The organism is Microbispora sp. H13382 (genome assembly GCF_014161445.1).
Lineage (GTDB): Bacteria > Actinomycetota > Actinomycetes > Streptosporangiales > Streptosporangiaceae > Microbispora.
The window spans coordinates 91,935-108,293 of the sequence record NZ_JABBXA010000007.1; the positions used below are offsets into that span (position 1 = coordinate 91,935).

Annotated in this window: 15 protein-coding genes; 7 read left to right on the plus strand and 8 right to left on the minus strand. The window is 72.8% G+C overall.

The features are described 5' to 3' along the window. The first annotated feature begins 166 nt into the window (after positions 1 to 166). Both HHX41_RS16300 and HHX41_RS16305 read left to right on the plus strand, forming a co-directional pair. Positions 167 to 1,000, plus strand: a complete 834-nt coding sequence (locus tag HHX41_RS16300; RefSeq protein WP_182906625.1) for a class II glutamine amidotransferase — start codon at positions 167 to 169, stop codon at positions 998 to 1,000. A 27-nt stretch (positions 1,001 to 1,027) separates the two neighbouring features. Continuing rightward, positions 1,028 to 2,431 carry a glutamate decarboxylase gene (locus tag HHX41_RS16305; RefSeq protein ID WP_220504115.1) on the plus strand — a complete coding sequence of 468 codons (1,404 nt, stop codon included), beginning with the start codon at positions 1,028 to 1,030 and terminating at the stop codon, positions 2,429 to 2,431. A gap of 279 nt (positions 2,432 to 2,710) precedes the next feature. Here HHX41_RS16305 and HHX41_RS16310 read toward each other — a convergent pair whose 3' ends face one another. Continuing rightward, complete coding sequence (locus HHX41_RS16310) at positions 2,711 to 2,995, minus strand: hypothetical protein (protein WP_182906627.1); 285 nt, start codon at positions 2,993 to 2,995, stop codon at positions 2,711 to 2,713. A gap of 530 nt (positions 2,996 to 3,525) precedes the next feature. Then, positions 3,526 to 4,539 carry a non-homologous end-joining DNA ligase gene (gene ligD / locus HHX41_RS16315; protein WP_169980281.1) on the minus strand — a complete coding sequence of 338 codons (1,014 nt, stop codon included), beginning with the start codon at positions 4,537 to 4,539 and terminating at the stop codon, positions 3,526 to 3,528. 407 nt (positions 4,540 to 4,946) lie between these two features. On the opposite strand from ligD, the gene msrB reads away from it, so the two are divergent. Beyond that, positions 4,947 to 5,348, plus strand: a complete 402-nt coding sequence (msrB, locus tag HHX41_RS16320) for a peptide-methionine (R)-S-oxide reductase MsrB (RefSeq protein ID WP_182906628.1) — start codon at positions 4,947 to 4,949, stop codon at positions 5,346 to 5,348. A 3-nt stretch (positions 5,349 to 5,351) separates the two neighbouring features. Here the strand turns inward: msrB and HHX41_RS16325 are convergent, their stop codons facing one another. Further along, positions 5,352 to 5,957 carry a hypothetical protein gene (locus HHX41_RS16325; protein WP_169980277.1) on the minus strand — a complete coding sequence of 202 codons (606 nt, stop codon included), beginning with the start codon at positions 5,955 to 5,957 and terminating at the stop codon, positions 5,352 to 5,354. Between the two features lie 144 nt (positions 5,958 to 6,101). On the opposite strand from HHX41_RS16325, the gene HHX41_RS41805 reads away from it, so the two are divergent. The 3 genes from HHX41_RS41805 (at position 6,102) to HHX41_RS16340 (ending at position 9,328) form a co-directional block, all read left to right on the plus strand. Beyond that, positions 6,102 to 7,949, plus strand: a complete 1,848-nt coding sequence (locus tag HHX41_RS41805; RefSeq protein ID WP_182906629.1) for a sensor histidine kinase — start codon at positions 6,102 to 6,104, stop codon at positions 7,947 to 7,949. Then, entirely contained in the window at positions 7,934 to 8,587 is a 654-nt protein-coding gene (locus HHX41_RS16335; protein ID WP_310742014.1) for a response regulator transcription factor, read from the plus strand. The genes HHX41_RS41805 and HHX41_RS16335 overlap by 16 nt, the downstream gene beginning before the upstream one ends. 120 nt (positions 8,588 to 8,707) lie before the next feature. Then, entirely contained in the window at positions 8,708 to 9,328 is a 621-nt protein-coding gene (locus HHX41_RS16340) for a hypothetical protein (RefSeq protein WP_182906630.1), read from the plus strand. On the opposite strand, the gene hemQ is transcribed toward HHX41_RS16340, so the two are convergent. Both hemQ and hemG read right to left on the minus strand, forming a co-directional pair. Continuing rightward, positions 9,300 to 10,001, minus strand: a complete 702-nt coding sequence (gene hemQ, locus HHX41_RS16345; protein WP_169980271.1) for a hydrogen peroxide-dependent heme synthase — start codon at positions 9,999 to 10,001, stop codon at positions 9,300 to 9,302. The genes HHX41_RS16340 and hemQ overlap by 29 nt on opposite strands. A gap of 90 nt (positions 10,002 to 10,091) precedes the next feature. Continuing rightward, positions 10,092 to 11,522 (minus strand): protoporphyrinogen oxidase, encoded by a 1,431-nt coding sequence (hemG, locus tag HHX41_RS16350; protein ID WP_182906631.1) that lies wholly within the window; start codon positions 11,520 to 11,522, stop codon positions 10,092 to 10,094. 276 nt (positions 11,523 to 11,798) lie between these two features. Here hemG and HHX41_RS16355 point away from each other — a divergent pair, with 276 nt between their 5' ends. Next, a complete protein-coding gene (locus HHX41_RS16355; protein WP_169980267.1) occupies positions 11,799 to 12,977 on the plus strand; it encodes an ROK family protein in 1,179 nt (392 codons plus the stop codon). An 87-nt stretch (positions 12,978 to 13,064) separates the two neighbouring features. On the opposite strand, the gene HHX41_RS16360 is transcribed toward HHX41_RS16355, so the two are convergent. From HHX41_RS16360 to HHX41_RS16370, 3 genes are read right to left on the minus strand one after another with little or no spacing between them, the layout of a single operon-like run. Then, the gene (locus HHX41_RS16360) at positions 13,065 to 14,390 is read right to left on the minus strand and encodes an alkaline phosphatase family protein (protein ID WP_182906632.1); all 1,326 of its coding nucleotides are present in this window, start codon (positions 14,388 to 14,390) and stop codon (positions 13,065 to 13,067) included. Beyond that, positions 14,390 to 15,511: a metabolite traffic protein EboE gene (gene eboE / locus HHX41_RS16365; protein WP_182906633.1), complete on the minus strand. Its 1,122-nt coding sequence runs from the start codon at positions 15,509 to 15,511 to the stop codon at positions 14,390 to 14,392. The genes HHX41_RS16360 and eboE overlap by 1 nt, the downstream gene beginning before the upstream one ends. A gap of 2 nt (positions 15,512 to 15,513) precedes the next feature. Further along, positions 15,514 to 16,356, minus strand: coding sequence for a TatD family hydrolase (locus HHX41_RS16370; RefSeq protein ID WP_182906634.1), 843 nt, complete (start codon positions 16,354 to 16,356; stop codon positions 15,514 to 15,516). Positions 16,357 to 16,359: the final 3 nt, after the last annotated feature.

Consider the following 16,359-nt stretch of genomic DNA (forward strand, 5'->3'; position numbering starts at 1 on the left):
CAGGCAGAGGGGGCCGTGGCGATGAGGCTCGATCGTCGGGCGTCCGACGAGCCCGGAGCCGATCGAGCGGAAGCGGGTCGTACCGCCGCGGCCCCGCCCGCACGGAACGCCGGCCGATGTGACGGGGCTGAGGCGGCGGGACCGCTGTGACGGGGGGACAGGACACATGTGCCGCTGGCTGACCTACACCGGCTCGCCGATCGCCCTGGAGAAACTGCTCTACGAGCCGGAGAACTCACTGATCGACCAGAGTCTCCACGCGAGGTACGGCGAGGAGACGGTGAACGGCGACGGGTTCGGGGTCGGCTACTACAGCGACGGCGGCGTGCCGCCCGCGGTGTTCAAGGACACCAAGCCCGCGTGGGGCGACCGCAACCTCCGCGAACTCGCCCGCCACGTCCAGTCGCCGCTGTTCATGGCGCATGTGCGCGCGTCCTCCGGAACGGCGATACAGCAGACGAACTGCCATCCGTTCAGGTACGGCCCCTGGTTGTGGATGCACAACGGCGCGATCCGCGAGTTCGGCCGTCTCAAACGGGATCTCGTCCTGGCCGTCGCCCCGGACCTGTTCCCGGCGATCGAGGGGTCCACGGACTCGGAGGTCATGTTCTTCCTGGCGCTCACGCTGGGGCTGCGCGAGGACCCGCCGGGGGCGGTGGAGCGGATGGCCGGTCTCGTGGAGCGGACGGCGCGCCGGCACGACGTGGACAACCCGCTCCAGATGTCGCTGGCCGCGTCGAACGGGGAGTGCGTGTGGTCCTTCCGCTACTCCAGCGACGGTCGTTCGCGGTCGCTCTTCCACAGCGCGAACACCCAGACTCTCCGGCACCTGCATCCGGAGGTGTTCGGGTCGGTGGATCTCTCCGACGACGCGCGGCTCGTCGTGTCCGAGCCCCTGCGTGACCTGCCCGGCATGTGGCTGGAGGTTCCGGAGTCGACGTACACGGTCGTCAAACCGAGTTTTTTCGATATGCACCCATTCAGACCAGTTACGCCCTGAATGACTCGAGACGGAGAGGAGCGGACGGTGACTCCACGGGAAGGCAGGCAGGTCAGGCAGCGGCCGGTATGGGTCAACCCGTTGTTCGGGGCGACCGACCCCGCCTCCGGGATCACGGCGGTCCCTCCCCGGCGCCGGCTGCCGGAGGGGCCCACGGCACCCGCCACCGTGTCCCGGCTCATCCGCGACGAGCTGATGCTCGACGGGAACCCGCGGCTGAACCTCGCCACGTTCGTCAGCACCTGGATGGAGCCGGAGGCGCACGCGCTCATGGGCGACACGGCCGACAGGAACCTCATCGACAGGGACGAGTATCCCGCGACCGCCGAGCTGGAGCAGCGCTGCATCCCGATGATCGGCCACCTGTGGAACGCCCCCGACCCCGACGCCTCGGTGGGGACCTCCACCGTCGGGTCCAGCGAGGCGTGCATGCTCGGCGGGATGGCGCTCAAACGCCGCTGGATGCGGCGCAACACCGGCCGCTACTCCGCCGGGGCGCGGCCCAACCTGGTCATGGGCGTCAACACCCAGGTGTGCTGGCAGAAGTTCTGCAACTACTGGGAGGTGGAGCCCCGCATGGTCCCCATGGAGGGCGACCGGTTCCACCTGGGCGCCGAGGAGGCCGCCGGGCACTGCGACGAGAACACCATCGGCGTCGTCACCGTCCTGGGCTCCACGATGGACGGTAGCTACGAGCCGATCGCCGGCATCTGCGCGGCGCTCGACGCGCTCGAGGAACGCACCGGGTGGTCCGTGCCCGTGCACGTGGACGCCGCGTCGGGCGGGATGATCGCCCCCTTCCTCGAACCGGACCTGGTGTGGGACTTCCGCCTGCCACGGGTCGCCTCCATCAACGTCTCGGGGCACAAGTACGGGATGGTCTACCCGGGGCTCGGGTGGATCCTGTGGCGGGACCGGGACGCGCTCCCCGGTGACCTGGTGGAGCACGTGGACTACCTCGGCGGAGACGTGGCGACGTTCACGCTCAACTTCTCCCGGTCCGGATCGCAGGTCGTCGCGCAGTACTACAACTTCCTCCGGCTCGGTTACGAGGGGTTCCGCGAGGTGCAGGGCGCCCTCCGGCGGGTGGCGACCCATCTCGCCGAGCGGATCGAGGACCTCGGCTGCTTCCGGCTCCTCACGCGGGGCGACCAACTGCCGGTGTTCGCCTTCACCACCGGCGAGGACGTCACCCGGTTCAACGTCTACGACGTGTCACGGCGACTGCGGGAGTGGGGCTGGCTGGTGCCGGCCTACCCCTTCCCGCCCAACCGGGACGACCTGCACGTGCTGAGGGTGGTGTGCCGCAACGGCTTCTCGCTCGATCTGGCCGACCGCCTGGCGGACGACCTTCGCAGCCTGTTGCCCTGGCTGCACAAGCAGCCCGCCCCCGTGTTCGGCCCGGACGCCGCGACGAGCTTCCACCACTGACACACACCACGGGCACACACCACGGGCACACACTGACGCTGACACGCACTGACGTAGGCCGGTGCGGTGGCGCCGCTCCCCGGACCGGCTCCGGAACGGGGACAGCCCCGGACCGGGAACATCGCGGCGGCGACGATGTCGTCGCCGCCGCGATCGGAAAGCCCGGAACCGGGAGAGCGGGGCCGCCGCGCGTTCCGGCCAGGCCGGTGCCCCCGGTGTGCCCGCGGTGACCGGCGGCGTGGCCGGACGCGCGTGCCTCACGGCCCCGTCGGACGGGCGTCAGCCCCTGGTGGTCGTGGTGGCGCGGGTCCGGCCGGCCGTCTGGCCGACGGTCTCCTTCTCCCTCTCCTGTGCCTGGCGAGCGGACCTGGACAGGTCCTCCAGCTCGTGCGCGGTCTCCTCGAACTCCTGCGCGGCCTCCCGGCTCATCCTGCTGACGAGCCTGCGGCCGCGGACGGCCATGTCCTCGTACACCTCGCCGGCCTTGGCCAGGGCGTAGGGGCCGACGCCGGCGAGGGCGCAGAACGGCTTGGACATGGTGATCCTCTTGACCGGTGTTGTCACTTGGTCACTCTCCATAAATATCGGTCTGGCGGCGGCTTCCACCTGTTTCAACCAGGGGAGAACGGCCCGCTCTCCTCGCCGGGCGCGCGGCCGGGGCCCGGCGGTCAGGAAGGCGGCGTGCCGAGGGACTGCGTCCCGGACCTGATGTTGTCCGCGGCCTGCGCCGGACTGATGTCCGCGGCCCTGGAGGCCTTTCGCAGATCCGTCCAGGTGATGTGGTCGGGATTGCCGTGGTCGTCGTCAGGCTCGCCGCAGCCGCAGCTCAGGCACATCCGGGTGTCTCCCCCCGCTCGGTCTCGTACAAGGCGGCCCCGCCCCCGGCAGCGGTGCGAGGGCGAGGCGCTTGGGTGTTCCAGGTTCGTCCGTGTGCGGTCTTGCCCGGGGACGAGCGCCCGCTCCCCCGTCGGCGAGCGCTCACCAGGACAATCCCCGCACCCGCCTCCAGGGACACCGGGCGGAAATGCAAGAGCCGATCAAGAGCGGAGACAGGCGGACAAAAGCCAGATCGTGCCGGCACACGGGACGGAGGGTCACCCGGCCGCGTCCTCGCCTTCGGCCGGTCTCGCCTTGGACGGCTGCACGCGCCTGGGCTCGCCGGGCATCTTCGGGTAGTTCGGCGGATACGGCATGTCGCCTCGTTCGTCGGCGTCGTACCACTCCAGCAGCGTGCCGATGTCGCAGGCCCGGTCGTCGATCGCCCGCTGCACGTCGCCGAGCTTGGCGAACCGCTCCGGCATCGTCCTGATGTCGAAGTCGCGCGGGTCGCAGTCGGCCAGCTCCTCCCACGTCACGGGGGCGGAGACCCGCGCGTCGGGCCGCGCGCGGACCGAGTAGGCGGCCACCACCGTCCGGTCGCGGGCGTTCTGGTTGTAGTCGATGAAGACCTTCTCCCCCCGCTCCTCCTTCCACCAGGCGCTCGTCGCGAGAGGCGAGCGCCGCTCGACCTCGCGGGCGAAGGCGATCGCGGCGTACCGCACCTCGGTGAAGGTCCAGCGGGGCTCGATGCGCACGTTCACGTGGATGCCCCGGCTGCCCGAGGTCTTCGGGAAGCCCGTCATGCCCAGCTCGTCGAGGATCTCCTTGGCCGTGAAGGCCACCGCACGGGCCTGTTCGAACGAGGTGCCGGGCTGCGGATCGATGTCGATACGCAGCTCGTCGGGGTGGTCGAGGTCGGCGCGGCGCGCGTGCCAGGGGTGGAAGTCGATCGTGCCGAGGTTGGCGCACCACGCGATGGCCGCCACCTCCGTCGGGCAGAACGCGTCGGCCGTGCGCCCGCTCGGGAAGCGCACCGTGACGGTCTCGATCCAGTCGGGATGCCGGGGCATCCGCTTCTGGTAGATCGCGTCGGTGCCGACGCCGTCGGGGTGCCGCTTGAGGTAGGTCGGCCGCTCCCGCAGGGCGCGCAGCACGCCGTCCCCCACGCTCACGTAGTACTCCACCAGGTCACGCTTGGTGGCGCCGATCTCCGGGAAGTAGACCTTGTCCGGGTTGGTGACCTTGACCGTGCGGCCACCCACCTCTATCTCGATGTACGGCGAAGCCATGGATCGACCCTATAGGGAGGAGGGGGTCCGTCCCGGGCTGCCGACGGCGGCCGGACCGGGCGCTCCCACGGCCGCGCCCTACCGGCGCAGGCGCGTGGTCGCGTACGGCGCGCTCGCGTTCGGCTGCGCCGTACGCGACGGGACGGACCACGACGGCCGCCCGTGGGCGGCCTCCTCTCACCGTCCGGCGGCGTCCAGCACGGGTCGGGTGCTTCGCCGCCCTGACGGCGGTGCGGGCGACCGCCTCCGCGCGGGTGCGGCGATCAGCCCCTCGTCAGTGAAGACGCCGGAAGACCGGGGAAAGGATGCCTCGCACCGTGAACATCTGCCGGGAAGATCCCCGGCCGCCGCGGGGTTCCTCAGTTCGTAATCCCCGCGAGGGGCCACAGAAGGCAGGGTGGTGAGCTATGGAGAAGATCGTCAAGAGCGACGCCGAGTGGCGCGCGCGGCTTTCCCCCGAGGAGTACCGGGTCCTCCGGCAGGCGGGGACGGAGCGTCCGTTCAGCGGCGAGTACGTCGACACCAAGACCGTCGGCGTCTACTCCTGCCGCGCGTGCGGGGCGGAGTTGTTCCGGTCGGAGACCAAGTTCGAGTCGCACTGCGGCTGGCCGTCGTTCTACGAGCCGTCCGAGTCGGACGCCGTCACGCTGCACGAGGACGACTCGCTCGGCATGCGCCGGGTGGAGGTCCGCTGCGCCCGCTGCGACTCGCACCTCGGGCACGTGTTCCACGGCGAGGGCTATGCCACGCCGACGGACGACCGGTACTGCATCAACTCCGTGTGCCTGAATCTGCGGCCGGCCGGCTGAGGGTCACTTGGGCTTGGGGTAGGTGACCCGGCAGTCGTCGTCGTCCGGCCCGAGGACGTTGGCGAGGACGGGATTGCCGTTCTCGCCGAACCGGGACTGGACGAACACGACGGGGTTGGCCTCCCCCCGCTCGGCCAGGTACTCCAGGCCGCGCTTGCACAGCGTGATCGCGGTCTTGGAGTTGTCGGCGTTCTCCGGCAGGTTCGTGTAGATGCGCAGGTAGCGGCCGGTGGTGCGGATGTCCTTGACCCGCTTGGCCGTCTTGTCGTTCCACCTGCTGCGGAAGTAGGCCTCCGCCTTCGTGTCGGTGTACTTCGACGGTCCCGACGCCTTGTGCTCGGCGGCCTTTTTGTCCTTTTTCTCCCGCTTGGCGTCGGCCTTCTCGCCGGTGTCGACGCTGGCGACGGTCAGCTCCCCCGCCGGGGAGGCCTGCGGCACGGGCGCGGCGACCGCGCGCTCGGGGGGAGCCGCGTCGGAGCGGGACAACGGCCAGGCGATCGCGGCGGCTCCGACCGCGAAGGCGGCCACCCCCAGCGACACCTCGACGACGTGCGAACGGGCCCGCCTCTTGCGGCGGCGCCCCCTGGAACGTGCCAGCCCGCTTGTCACTCTGCCTCACATAGACGTCGATCCTTCGTCACAGTATGGCAAAGACTTCCGGCGGCCAAGACCGTTTCCGACGTTTCGCGCACGGTCCGCCAGAATGTCCTTTCTGAACGGGTCAGTGGTGCCCGCCGTTCGGAGGGAGGGTGCGTGCCGGCCGTCATGTCCTGGCTCGTGTTCGGGCTGGCCTGCGTCCTGGTCGCGGCGGGCGGGGCGCTTGGCGGCGCCGACCCGATGGACGCGGCGCTCGCGCTCGGTTTCACCCCCCTCGGCGCCTACCTCCTGTCCCGCCGCGAGGGCGGGGCGGTGGGGCCGTGCTGCCTGGTGACCGTGCTCGGCGCGGCGGCCTACTTCGCGGACTCCTACGCCTCGCGGCCGGATCTCCCCGGCGCCCCGTGGGCCGCCTGGGTGGGCGCCTGGGTCTGGGCCCCCGCCCTGCTGACCGTGAGCGGCGTCCTGCTGCTGCTCGTGCCGGACGGCCGCCTGCCCGGCCGGGCCTGGGTGCCGGTGGCGGCGACGGGAGTGGCCGCCACCGCGGCGTTCACGGTCGCGGCCGCACTGGTGCCGGAAGGCGTGGACCGGCCGTTCTCCGTCGAGGCCCTGGCGCCGGTGCGCGACGCGCTGCCGGCGGTCATCGTGATCCTGGCCGCGACCTCGCTCGCCTGCGCGGCCGCGCTCGTCGTCCGTACGGCGCGGGCGCAGGGCGAGCAGCGCACCCAGCTGCTGTGGATCTGCCTCGGCGCCGCCGCGTTCGTGGCGGGGGTCTTCCTGCCGGCCGTCGTCCGGCTGCCCGCCGCCGGCGTGCCGTTCATCCTGGCCCTGCCGGCCTGCGTCGGCGTGGCGATGCTCCGCCACGACCTGTACGGGACCGGCCCGTGGCTGCGCCGCGCGCTGACCCTGGGGCTGCTGGCGGGGGCGCTGGCCCTGCTGTACTTCACGGTCGACGGGCTCACCGGGGCGCACGTCGCCGCCGCGGCGGCCGTGGCGGTCGCGGTCGAGCCGCTGCACCGCTGGCTGCGCCGGGCCTCCGGCCGCATCCTGTACGGCGGCGGGCCCGACCCCGAGGCCGTCCACGCCCGGCTGGGCGCCCGGCTGGCCGCGACCTCGGAGCCCGGGGAGATCCTCGCCGCCGTCGCCGACGCCGTGGCCGAGGCGACCCGGGCCCCGTACGTACGGGCCGAGCTGGGCGCGCCGGGCGAGCCGTTGAAGGTCGTCGAGCGGGGCACACCCGCCCCGCTCGGCGTGTCGGTGCCGCTGCGCTTCCAGGACGAGGTCCTCGGCGCCCTGGGCGCGTCGGGAGGCGACGCACGGGTGCTCGCCCCGCTCGCGTCGCACGCCGGGGCCGCGCTCGCCGCCGCCCACCGCGCCGCGGCGCTGCAGCGTTCGCGCATGCTGCTGGTCACGGCCAGGGAGGAGGAGCGGCGACGGATCAGCAGGGACCTGCACGACGGGCTTGGCGCCTTCCTCGCGGGCATCGGCTTCACCGTCGACGCCGCGGGCAACGCGCTCAAGGCCGACCCGGATCGGGCGCGGGGCCTGCTGACCCAGATCAGGACCCAGGTCGCCGAGGCGGGCGCGGGCGTACGCCGCCTGGTGCGGGGGCTGAGGCCGCCCGAGCTGGCCCAGCTGGGCCTGACCGGCGCCGTGGAGCACACCGCGGCGACGCTGGGCGACGGCGGGGTCGAGATCGAGATCACCGCGGAGGACGTGGGCGGCCTGCCGGCCGCCGCGGAGGTCACGGCCTACCTGGTGGCCCGCGAGGCGCTCACGAACGCGGTGCGCCACGGCGCGCCCCGCCGCTGCGCCGTACGGCTGGGCCGGGTCGCGGGCGGGTTCGAGCTCAGCGTGCGCGACGACGGGCGGGGACTCGGGCCGCAGGCCGTTCCGGGAGTCGGCCTGACCTCGATGCGGGAGCGGGTGGAGGAGCTGGACGGAAAGCTGACGATCGACGCCGCCCCGGGCGGCGGAACGGTGGTGACCGCGTGGATTCCCCTGTGATCAGGCTGCTCGTCGTCGACGACCACCCCGTGGTCCGCGACGGCCTCGGGGCGCTGATGTCGACCGTGGAGGGCATCGAGGTCGTCGCGGTGGCCGAGGACGGCCGCCGGGCGCTCGCGGCCGTCCGCGAGCACTCCCCCGACGTCGTGCTGATGGACATCGCGATGCCGGACATGGACGGCATCGAGGCGACCCGGCGCCTGTCCGCCGGGCCCCGTCCGCCCAGCGTGATCATGCTCACGATGTCGGACGACGACCTGTCTCTGCTGGCGGCCGTCCGCGCGGGGGCGAGGGGCTATCTGCTCAAGAACGCCGCCCAGGACGACGTGGTCGCCGCCGTGCGCGCGGCGGCCCGGGGGCAGGCCGTCTTCGGGACCGGCGCGGCCGAGGCCGTGATCAAGCTGCTGCACGCGCCGCCCCGGGTGTCCCCCCGGCCGTTCCCCGCGCTCACCGAGCGGGAGTACGAGATCCTCGAACTCGTCGCGCAGGGCCTGGGCAACCAGGCGGTCGCGGCGCGCCTGGGCGTCAGCCCGAAGACCGTGGCCAACGCCGTGTCCGGCGTCCTGGTCAAGCTCGGCGTACGCGACCGCGCCGAGGCGGTCGCCGCCGCGCGGGCGGCGGGACTCGCGCCGGGCTGAGCCCGTTCCCGCGGGGTCGGGAGGCGTTCCCGGGCCCGCGGGACCATCGGCTCCTCCGGCCGGGAACGTCGCGGCCCGAATCTGGACGGGCAACGACATCACCCTCCGGAGGAGAACGTCATGGACGCCACCGCGTCGCCCCACACCCCCGCCACCGCGCACCCTCGGGCCGCGCGTACGGACGACCCGGCGGGCGGGAGGCCCGCCGCCGCCTCGGTCGTCGCCGCGCCGCTCGTCGCCGCAGCGGCGTCGCTGACGCTCGGTGTGACGCAGCTCCTGCACACGCAGACGGTGCCGTTCGCCTCGGCGGGCGACTACGTCGCCGAGGGCGCGTACGCCCTCTACCTGGTCGCGGCGATCGGGGCCGTCCTCGCCCTGCGCCGCGTCCACCGCCCGGCGCGGGGCTGGGGGCGGACCGGCGACGCCGGTGCGCTGCTGTACGGCCTCGGCCACGCGGTCGTGGCGGTCCCGGTGACCGCCACCTTCGTCCTCGCCACGAACCCGCCGGACCCGCTCGGCGCGCTGTACGCGCCGGGGATCGTGCTGTGGCTGGCCGGCCTGGTCCCGCTCGCGGTCGCGGTCTTCCGCTGCGCGCTGGTTCCCCGCGCGGTCGCCGTGGTCCTCCCGGCGACGCTGCCGCTGGCGATGGCCCTGGGCGCGGCGGGGCCCCTGGTCGAGGCCCTGACCTGGGCCGTCCTGGCGTTCGCGATCGTCAGGGAAGCGCGGCGACGAGTTCGCTGACCGGCTTGCGGGTGCCCGTGTAGAAGGGGATCTCCACCCTGGTGTGCCGCCTCGCCTCGGCCCCGCGCAGGTGGCGCATCAGGTCGACGATGCGGTGCAACTCGTCGGCTTCGAAGGCGAGCATCCACTCGTAGTCGTTGAGCGCGAAGCACGCGACCGTGTTGGCCCGCACGTCGGGGTAGTCGCGGGCCATCTTCCCGTGCTCGGCGAGCATCGTGCGGCGCTCGGAGTCCTCCAGCAGGTACCACTCCAGCGACCGCACGAAGGGGTAGACGCAGACGAAGCCCCTGGGCTCCTCCTCGGCCAGGAAGGCCGGGACGTGGGACTTGTTGAACTCGGCCGGGCGGTGCAGGGCCATGGCCGACCAGACCGGCTCGCTCGCGCGGCCGAGCGTGGTGCGGCGGAAGCGGGTGTAGGTCTCCTGCAGGTCCTCGGGCGAGGGGGCGTGCCACCAGAACATGAAGTCGGCGTCGGCGCGGAACCCGGCCACGTCGTAGCAGCCGCGGGTCGTCACGTCCTTGCCCGCCGCCTGCGCGAGCAGTTCCTCGACCTCGTCGGCCACGCCGTCGCGGGCGGCGGGAAGCTGGTCGCGCAGCCGGAAGACCGACCACATGGTGTATCGAATGACCAGGTTGAGATCGCGTGCCTTGGGCCGCGGGGCAGGCTCCGTCATGCCTCCATTCTGCCGGTACGACGCGGTGGTCCGGCCGCCGGGTGCCTTCCCGGGGGAGGCACCCGGCGGCCGCGGCGGCCGCGCGTCCGGTCAGGCGTCGGAGGCCGCCGCCGCCCGGCCGCCCCGCAGGTGCTCCACGACGAGCTTGGCGGCGGTGCGGGCGGTCGCGACGCAGGCCGGGATCCCGAGGCCCTCGTACGCCGCGCCGCAGACGGCGAGGCCGGGCTGCCCGGCGATCGCGGCGCGCACACGGGCGATCCGGTCGAGGTGGCCCACGTCGTACTGCGGGAGCCCGCCGCCCCAGCGGGTGACCCGGGTGTCCAGCGGCAGGCCCCGCACGCCCATGATCTCGGCCATCTCGTTCATCGCCAGGGCGGTCAGCTCGGCGTCCTCGCGCTGGAGCACGAGCTCCTCGCCCAGGCGGCCGACCGAGCACCGCACGATCACGACGTTGCGGTCGGCCTCGGCCAGGTGCGGCCATTTGACGCTGCTGAACGTCGCGGCCTTGACCGGCCTGCCCTCGACCGGCGGCACGAGGTAGCCGCTGCCCTCCGGCGGCTCGGGGAAGGCCGTACGGGGATAGGCGAGGGTGATGATCGCCATGCTGGCGTACTCGATCCCGGCCAGTTCGGCCGCCGCCTTCGGCACCTCGCGCCGGAGCAGGCGGGAGGCGGGCCGCGCGGGGACCGCCAGGACGACCGCGTCGGCGTCGATCACCTCCTCGTCCCGGGTGGGACCGGTGACCAGCCGCCAGCCGTCCGGCGTCCGGATCAGGTCGCGTACGGTGACGCCGGTGCGGATCTGCGCGCCCGACTCCTTCGCCACGGCGGCGGGCAGCGACCCCAGGCCGCTCCTGAGCGTGGTGAACACCGGCCCGGCGTCCGCGGGCGCCTCGGCGGCGATGCTCCTGGCCGCCTGCAGCAGCGACCGCTCGGTGCGGGCGGCGGCGGCGATCCGCGGCATGGTCGCGTCCAGCGACAGCATCTCGGCCCGGCCCGCGTACACGCCGCCGAGCAGCGGCTCGACCAGCCGGTCGACGACCTCGCCGCCCATCCGGGCCCGGATGTAGGCCGCCACGGAGACGTCGCCGGTCACGAGCGTGGGCGGCAGGAACTGGTCGAGGGGCACCCGGGCGAGCCCGGCCGGCGACAGGACGCCCGAGCGCGCGAGGGCGACCACGTCCGAGGGGACGCCCATCACCTGCTGCCGGGGCAGCGGGCGCAGCGATCCGCGCGACAGGACGGCGGCCCGCGTCGTGCCCGGGTCCACCAGGTCGTCGCCGAGGCCGGCCAGCCGGGCCAGTTCCTTGCCCTCGGGCCGCCGCGCCAGCATCGACTCGGCGCCCGCGTCGACCTCCACCCCCGCCACCTGCGATGCGTAGAGCTTGCCGCCGACCCTCGGCGCCGCCTCCAGCACTGTGATCCGCAGGCCGGCGTCGGCCCGGTTCAGGTGCAGCGCCGCGGCCAGACCCGCGATGCCCCCGCCGACGACGACCACATGACGACCCGCAATCCCGTCCATGGGGAAAAACTATCGGCCCGTGCGCGCGGCTCCCGCACCGGCGCGGGGCGTGTCCGCCGCGAGGCGGGAACTTCGCCGCCACAGAAAGAGCACAGATAGTCACCCACTGGAACAGTCCCTGACAAAGCGGTCGGGAAGGCAAGATTCTCAGAAACTTTTCACCTGTAGGGCAAAAAGTAAGGGTTTGCTGTAATAAAGTTGATGTCGTCGGAGCAGAAGTAGAGTCACTTCTGGCACGCACCCCGATTCCCCGACCCGAAGAGCGGCGTGAAGCGAATGACGGCTCGCCCCGAGAACCCGCACCAGGCGCGGCTCCTGCGCCTCCTGCGTCAGGACGGCGCGCGCTCGCGCGCCGAACTCGGCGAGGTGGCCCGTCTGTCACCGTCGAAGCTCGCACTCGAGCTCGACCGGCTCAACAAGCTGAACCTCCTCGAAACCGGCGGCCTCGCGGCCTCGCGTGGCGGCCGGCGGTCGGGCATCGTGCGGATCGCCTCGCACCTGCGTTTCGTCGGCATCGACATCGGCGCCACGTCCATCGACGTGGGGGTGACGAACGGCGAACTGGAGGTGCTCGGCCACCTGTCGAAGCCGGCGGACGTGCGGGACGGCCCCGAGGCGGTGCTGGAGCAGGCCCTCGATCTCGTCGGCAAGCTGCGGACCGGCGAGACGAGCGAGATCCACGGTGTCGGCATCGGGGTGCCCGGTCCGGTGAGCTTCCTCGACAGGACGCCGGTCTCGCCGCCGATCATGCCGGGCTGGGACCGCTTCCCGGTGCGGGAGACGCTGAGCCGGGAGTTCGGCTGCCCGGTGCTCGTGGACAACGACGTGAACATCATGGCGCTCGGCGAGCTGCACGCCGGGCTCGCCAGGGCCGTCGGCGACTTCCTGCTCGTGAAGATCGGCACCGGCATCGGCTGCGGCATCGTGGTCGACGGCGAGATCTACCGCGGGGTGACGGGCAGCGCCGGCGACATCGGCCACATCCGGGTGTCGGAAGGCGGCCCCCTGTGCACGTGCGGCAACACCGGCTGTCTCGAGGCCTACTTCGGCGGCGCGGCGCTGGCCCGCGACGCCCTGGCCGCGGCGGAGTCGGGCGAGTCCCCCTTCCTCGCGGAGCGGCTCACGCACGAGGGCACGCTGACGGCCGAGGACGTCGCCGCGGCCGCGGCCTCGGGCGACGCCGCCGCCGTACGGATGATCCGCGAGGGCGGCCGGCACGTGGGCCTCGTGCTCGCGTCCCTCGTGAGTTTCTTCAACCCCGGCCTGGTGATCATCGGAGGCGGGGTCGCCGGTCTGGGCCACGCGCTGCTCGCGGAGATCCGCAGCGTCGTCTACCAGCGCTCGCTGCCGCTGGCCACCGGCAACCTGCCCATCGTCTTGTCCGAGCTGGGCGACACGGCCGGGATCGTCGGCGCCACCCGCCTGATCAGCGACCACGTCTTCTCCGCCGAGTGAGCCGCGCGGCACCGCGTGCCGCGCTCCCTCCGGACGCCGAACGGCCGCCGTCCCCTGCCGGGACGGCGGCCGGTCCACGTAATCCTGTCAGCCCTTGAGCAGCTGCGTGAGCAGGCCCTTCACCTCGGTCGCGGCGTACGCGTCCTTGTCGAAGGGGCCCAGCAGCACCGGTCCGTCCGCCGCCGCGTCGGGCAGGCGGCCGTGGCTGCCGCGCACCGGGGCCGGGTCGAGCGGCACCACCGACATCTTGTAGCGCATGCCCATCTTCTTGCGGGCCAGCGCCGTGCCCGCGCGCAGCTTCACCAGCGGGTCGTTCGGATCCATGAACAGCTCCGCCGGGTCGTAACCGGGCTTGCGGTGGATCTCCACGAGCTTCGCGAAGTCGGGCGCCCGGTCGTCGGACAGCCAGTAGTAGTACGTGAACCAGGCGTCCGGGTCCGCCACGGCGACCAGATCACCGGCCCGCTCGTGGTCGAGGCCGTACCTCGCCTTGCCCTCCTGGTCCAGGACCTCGTCCACGCCCTGCAGCTCAGCCACGATGTCCCGTACGCGGGGCAGGTCGGCGGTGTCGTTCACGTAGACGTGGGCGACCTGGTGGTCGGCGACCGCGAAGGCCCGCGAGGCCCAGGGGTCGAGATACTCCATGCCGTCCTGGGTGTAGACCTCCAGCAGCCCGGCCCGGCGCAGCGCGCGGTTGACGTCGACCGGGCGGGAGGCGTTGGTGATGCCGTACTCCGACAGCACGACGACGGTGGCGTCCTCCCGCAGCAGCGGCGCGAGCGCGGCGTCGACCTCCCGGGCCGCCGCGATCGCCTGCGGCGCGTCGGGGCCGAAGCGCTGCAGGTCGTAGTCGAGGTGCGGGATGTAGACCATGAGCAGGTCGGGCCGCTCCTTCGCGAGGATCCGGCGGGCGGCCGCGATGATCCACTTGGACGAGGTGATGCTCGCCGTCGGCCCCCAGTAGGTGAACAGCGGGAACTCGCCCAGCCCGGCCACCAGGTCGTCGTGCAGCGACGGCGGCCTGGTGTAGCAGTCGGGCTCCTTGCGCCCGTCGGCGTAGTAGATCGGGCGCGGGGTGACGATGAAGTCGCTGGAGCCGCCCATGGCGTACCACCAGCACACGTTGGCCGTGCGGATCCCGGGCACCGCGTCCCACAGCTGCTCGCCCTGGATCAGCCGGTTGTGCTGCCGCCACAGGAAGACCTCACCGAGGTCCCTGAAGTACCAGCCGTTGCCGACGATGCCGTGGTCGCGCGGCATCGAGCCGGTCAGCAGGGTGGCCTGCACGGAACAGGTCACGGCGGGCAGCACGGGCTTCAGGGACGCGGCGGCCCCCACTTTCGCCACGTTCGGCATGTGCGCCAGCAGGCGCGGGGTCAGGCCGACGACGTTCACGACGACGACGGGCGCCATCAGATCTCCTTAAGTCCGAGGGCGGCGAGCCGCCGCCGGGTCCAGTCCAGCTCGGCCGCGACGCCCTCGGCGACGTCGACCGGGCCGGGCAGCACGCTCCAGGTGTAGGTCTCGACCTCGAGGTGCCGGGTGAGGGGGGCGGTGAGGCCCCCGTCCGGGGTCATGAGCCGGCCCAGCAGGTCCTCCAGGTACGGAGCCGTCGTGGTGAGCGGCGGCGGAGCCGCGGCGTGCAGGGGCATGTGGAAGTGCGTGCGCCACGGCAGGTCCACCGGGAGCCCCCCGGCCAGCGCCTCGGGCAGGTCGTCGGCGTACCCGGCCGTGCAGCGGGTCTGGTGGAGGTACCGCTCCTCCTCGTACGCCGCCAGGGCGGACTGGCCGCCCGGGGGCGCCTCGACCGCGGCCGACACCTGGAGCTTCACGATCGGCAGTCCCAGGGCGGCGGCGTCGGCGGGCTCCTCGAGACCGACGGCGAGGTGGCAGGCGTCCAGGCAGACACCGAGGTACTCGGGGTCGGCGCCGCCCAGCAGCGCGACGGCCTGCGGGGTGGTCTCCACGATGCAGCCCGGTTCCGGCTCGAAGCCGACGCGGATCGTCTTGCCGGTGCGCTCCGCCAGCGCCCGCAGGCCCCGGGTGAGCGCGCCCAGGTTGGCGTCGACCGCCGCGGCCTTGTCCGGCGTCCACTCCGTGCGCCAGGCGAGGGGCAGCGTCGAGATCGAGCCCTCGGTCACGTCGTCCGGCAGCAGCACGGCGAGGATCTCGGCCAGGTCGAGGGTGTAGGCGAGCCGCTCCGGCTCGGCCCAGTCGGGCCGGTACACCCGGAGCTTCACGACCTGGTCGTGGAAGCCCTGATAGGGGAAGCCGTTGAGGGTGACGACCTCCAGCCCCAGCTCGTCCAGCCGGGCGCGCAGCCGCGCCAGCTCGCCGGGGTCGGCCCGCAGCGCCCGCGCCGCGCGGGACGACAGCCACAGCCCGAGGCCGAGCACCGGGACGCCGGTCAGCGCCCGCACCCGGGCGGCGACCCCGGAGAGCTGCCCGTGAATCCCGTCGAGGTCCTCGGCGGGGTGGACGTTGGTGCAGTAGGCCAGGTGGACGACGGAGCCGGAGGGATGCAGCAGGCGCATTGTCAGCGCGTCCCGCGCAGGATCGTGTTGCCCTCGTAGTCGCCGCCGGACTCGACGTCGTCCAGGTGCAGGCGCCCGCTCTGGCCGTAGAACTCCACCGGGTTCTGCCACAGCACCCGGTCGACGTCCTCGTCGGTGAACCCGGCGGCCAGCATGGCGTCGCCGACCTGGCGGGTCTTCAGCACGTCGCTGCGCCCCCAGTCCGCGGCGGAGTTCACGATCATCCGCTCGGTGCCGTACTCCTTGAGGATCGCCACCATCCGGTCCGGGTCCATCTTGGTGTCCGGGTAGATCGAGAAGCCCGCCCAGCAGCCGGCCTCCAGGACCATGGCGACGGTCAGCTCGTTGAGGTGGTCGACGAGGACCTTGCCCGGTTCCATGCTCTTGACCACGTCCAGCGTGCGGCGGGTCCCGGCCGCCTTGTCGCGGTGCGGCGTGTGCACGAGCACCGGCAGGCCGTGCTCCTCGGCCAGCGCGAGCTGGGCCTCGAAGACGCGGTCCTCCTCCGGCGTCACCGAGTCGTAGCCCACCTCGCCGACCGCCACGACGGAGTCCTTCAGCAGGTAGCGGGGCAGCTCGTCCAGCACGGCGACGCACCGCGGGTCGTTGGCCTCCTTCGGGTTGAGGGCGAGCGTGCAGTGGTGGCGGATGCCGTACTGCGCGGCGCGGTAGGGCTCCCACCCCAGCAGCGCGTCGAAGTAGTCGAGGAAGCTGCCGACGTTCGTGCGCGGCTGGCCGAGCCAGAAGGCGGGCTCCACGACGGCACGGACCCCGGCGGCGTACATGCGCTCGTAGTCGTCCGTCGTGCGGGACGTCATGTGGATGTGGGGGTCGAAGATCCTCATCGG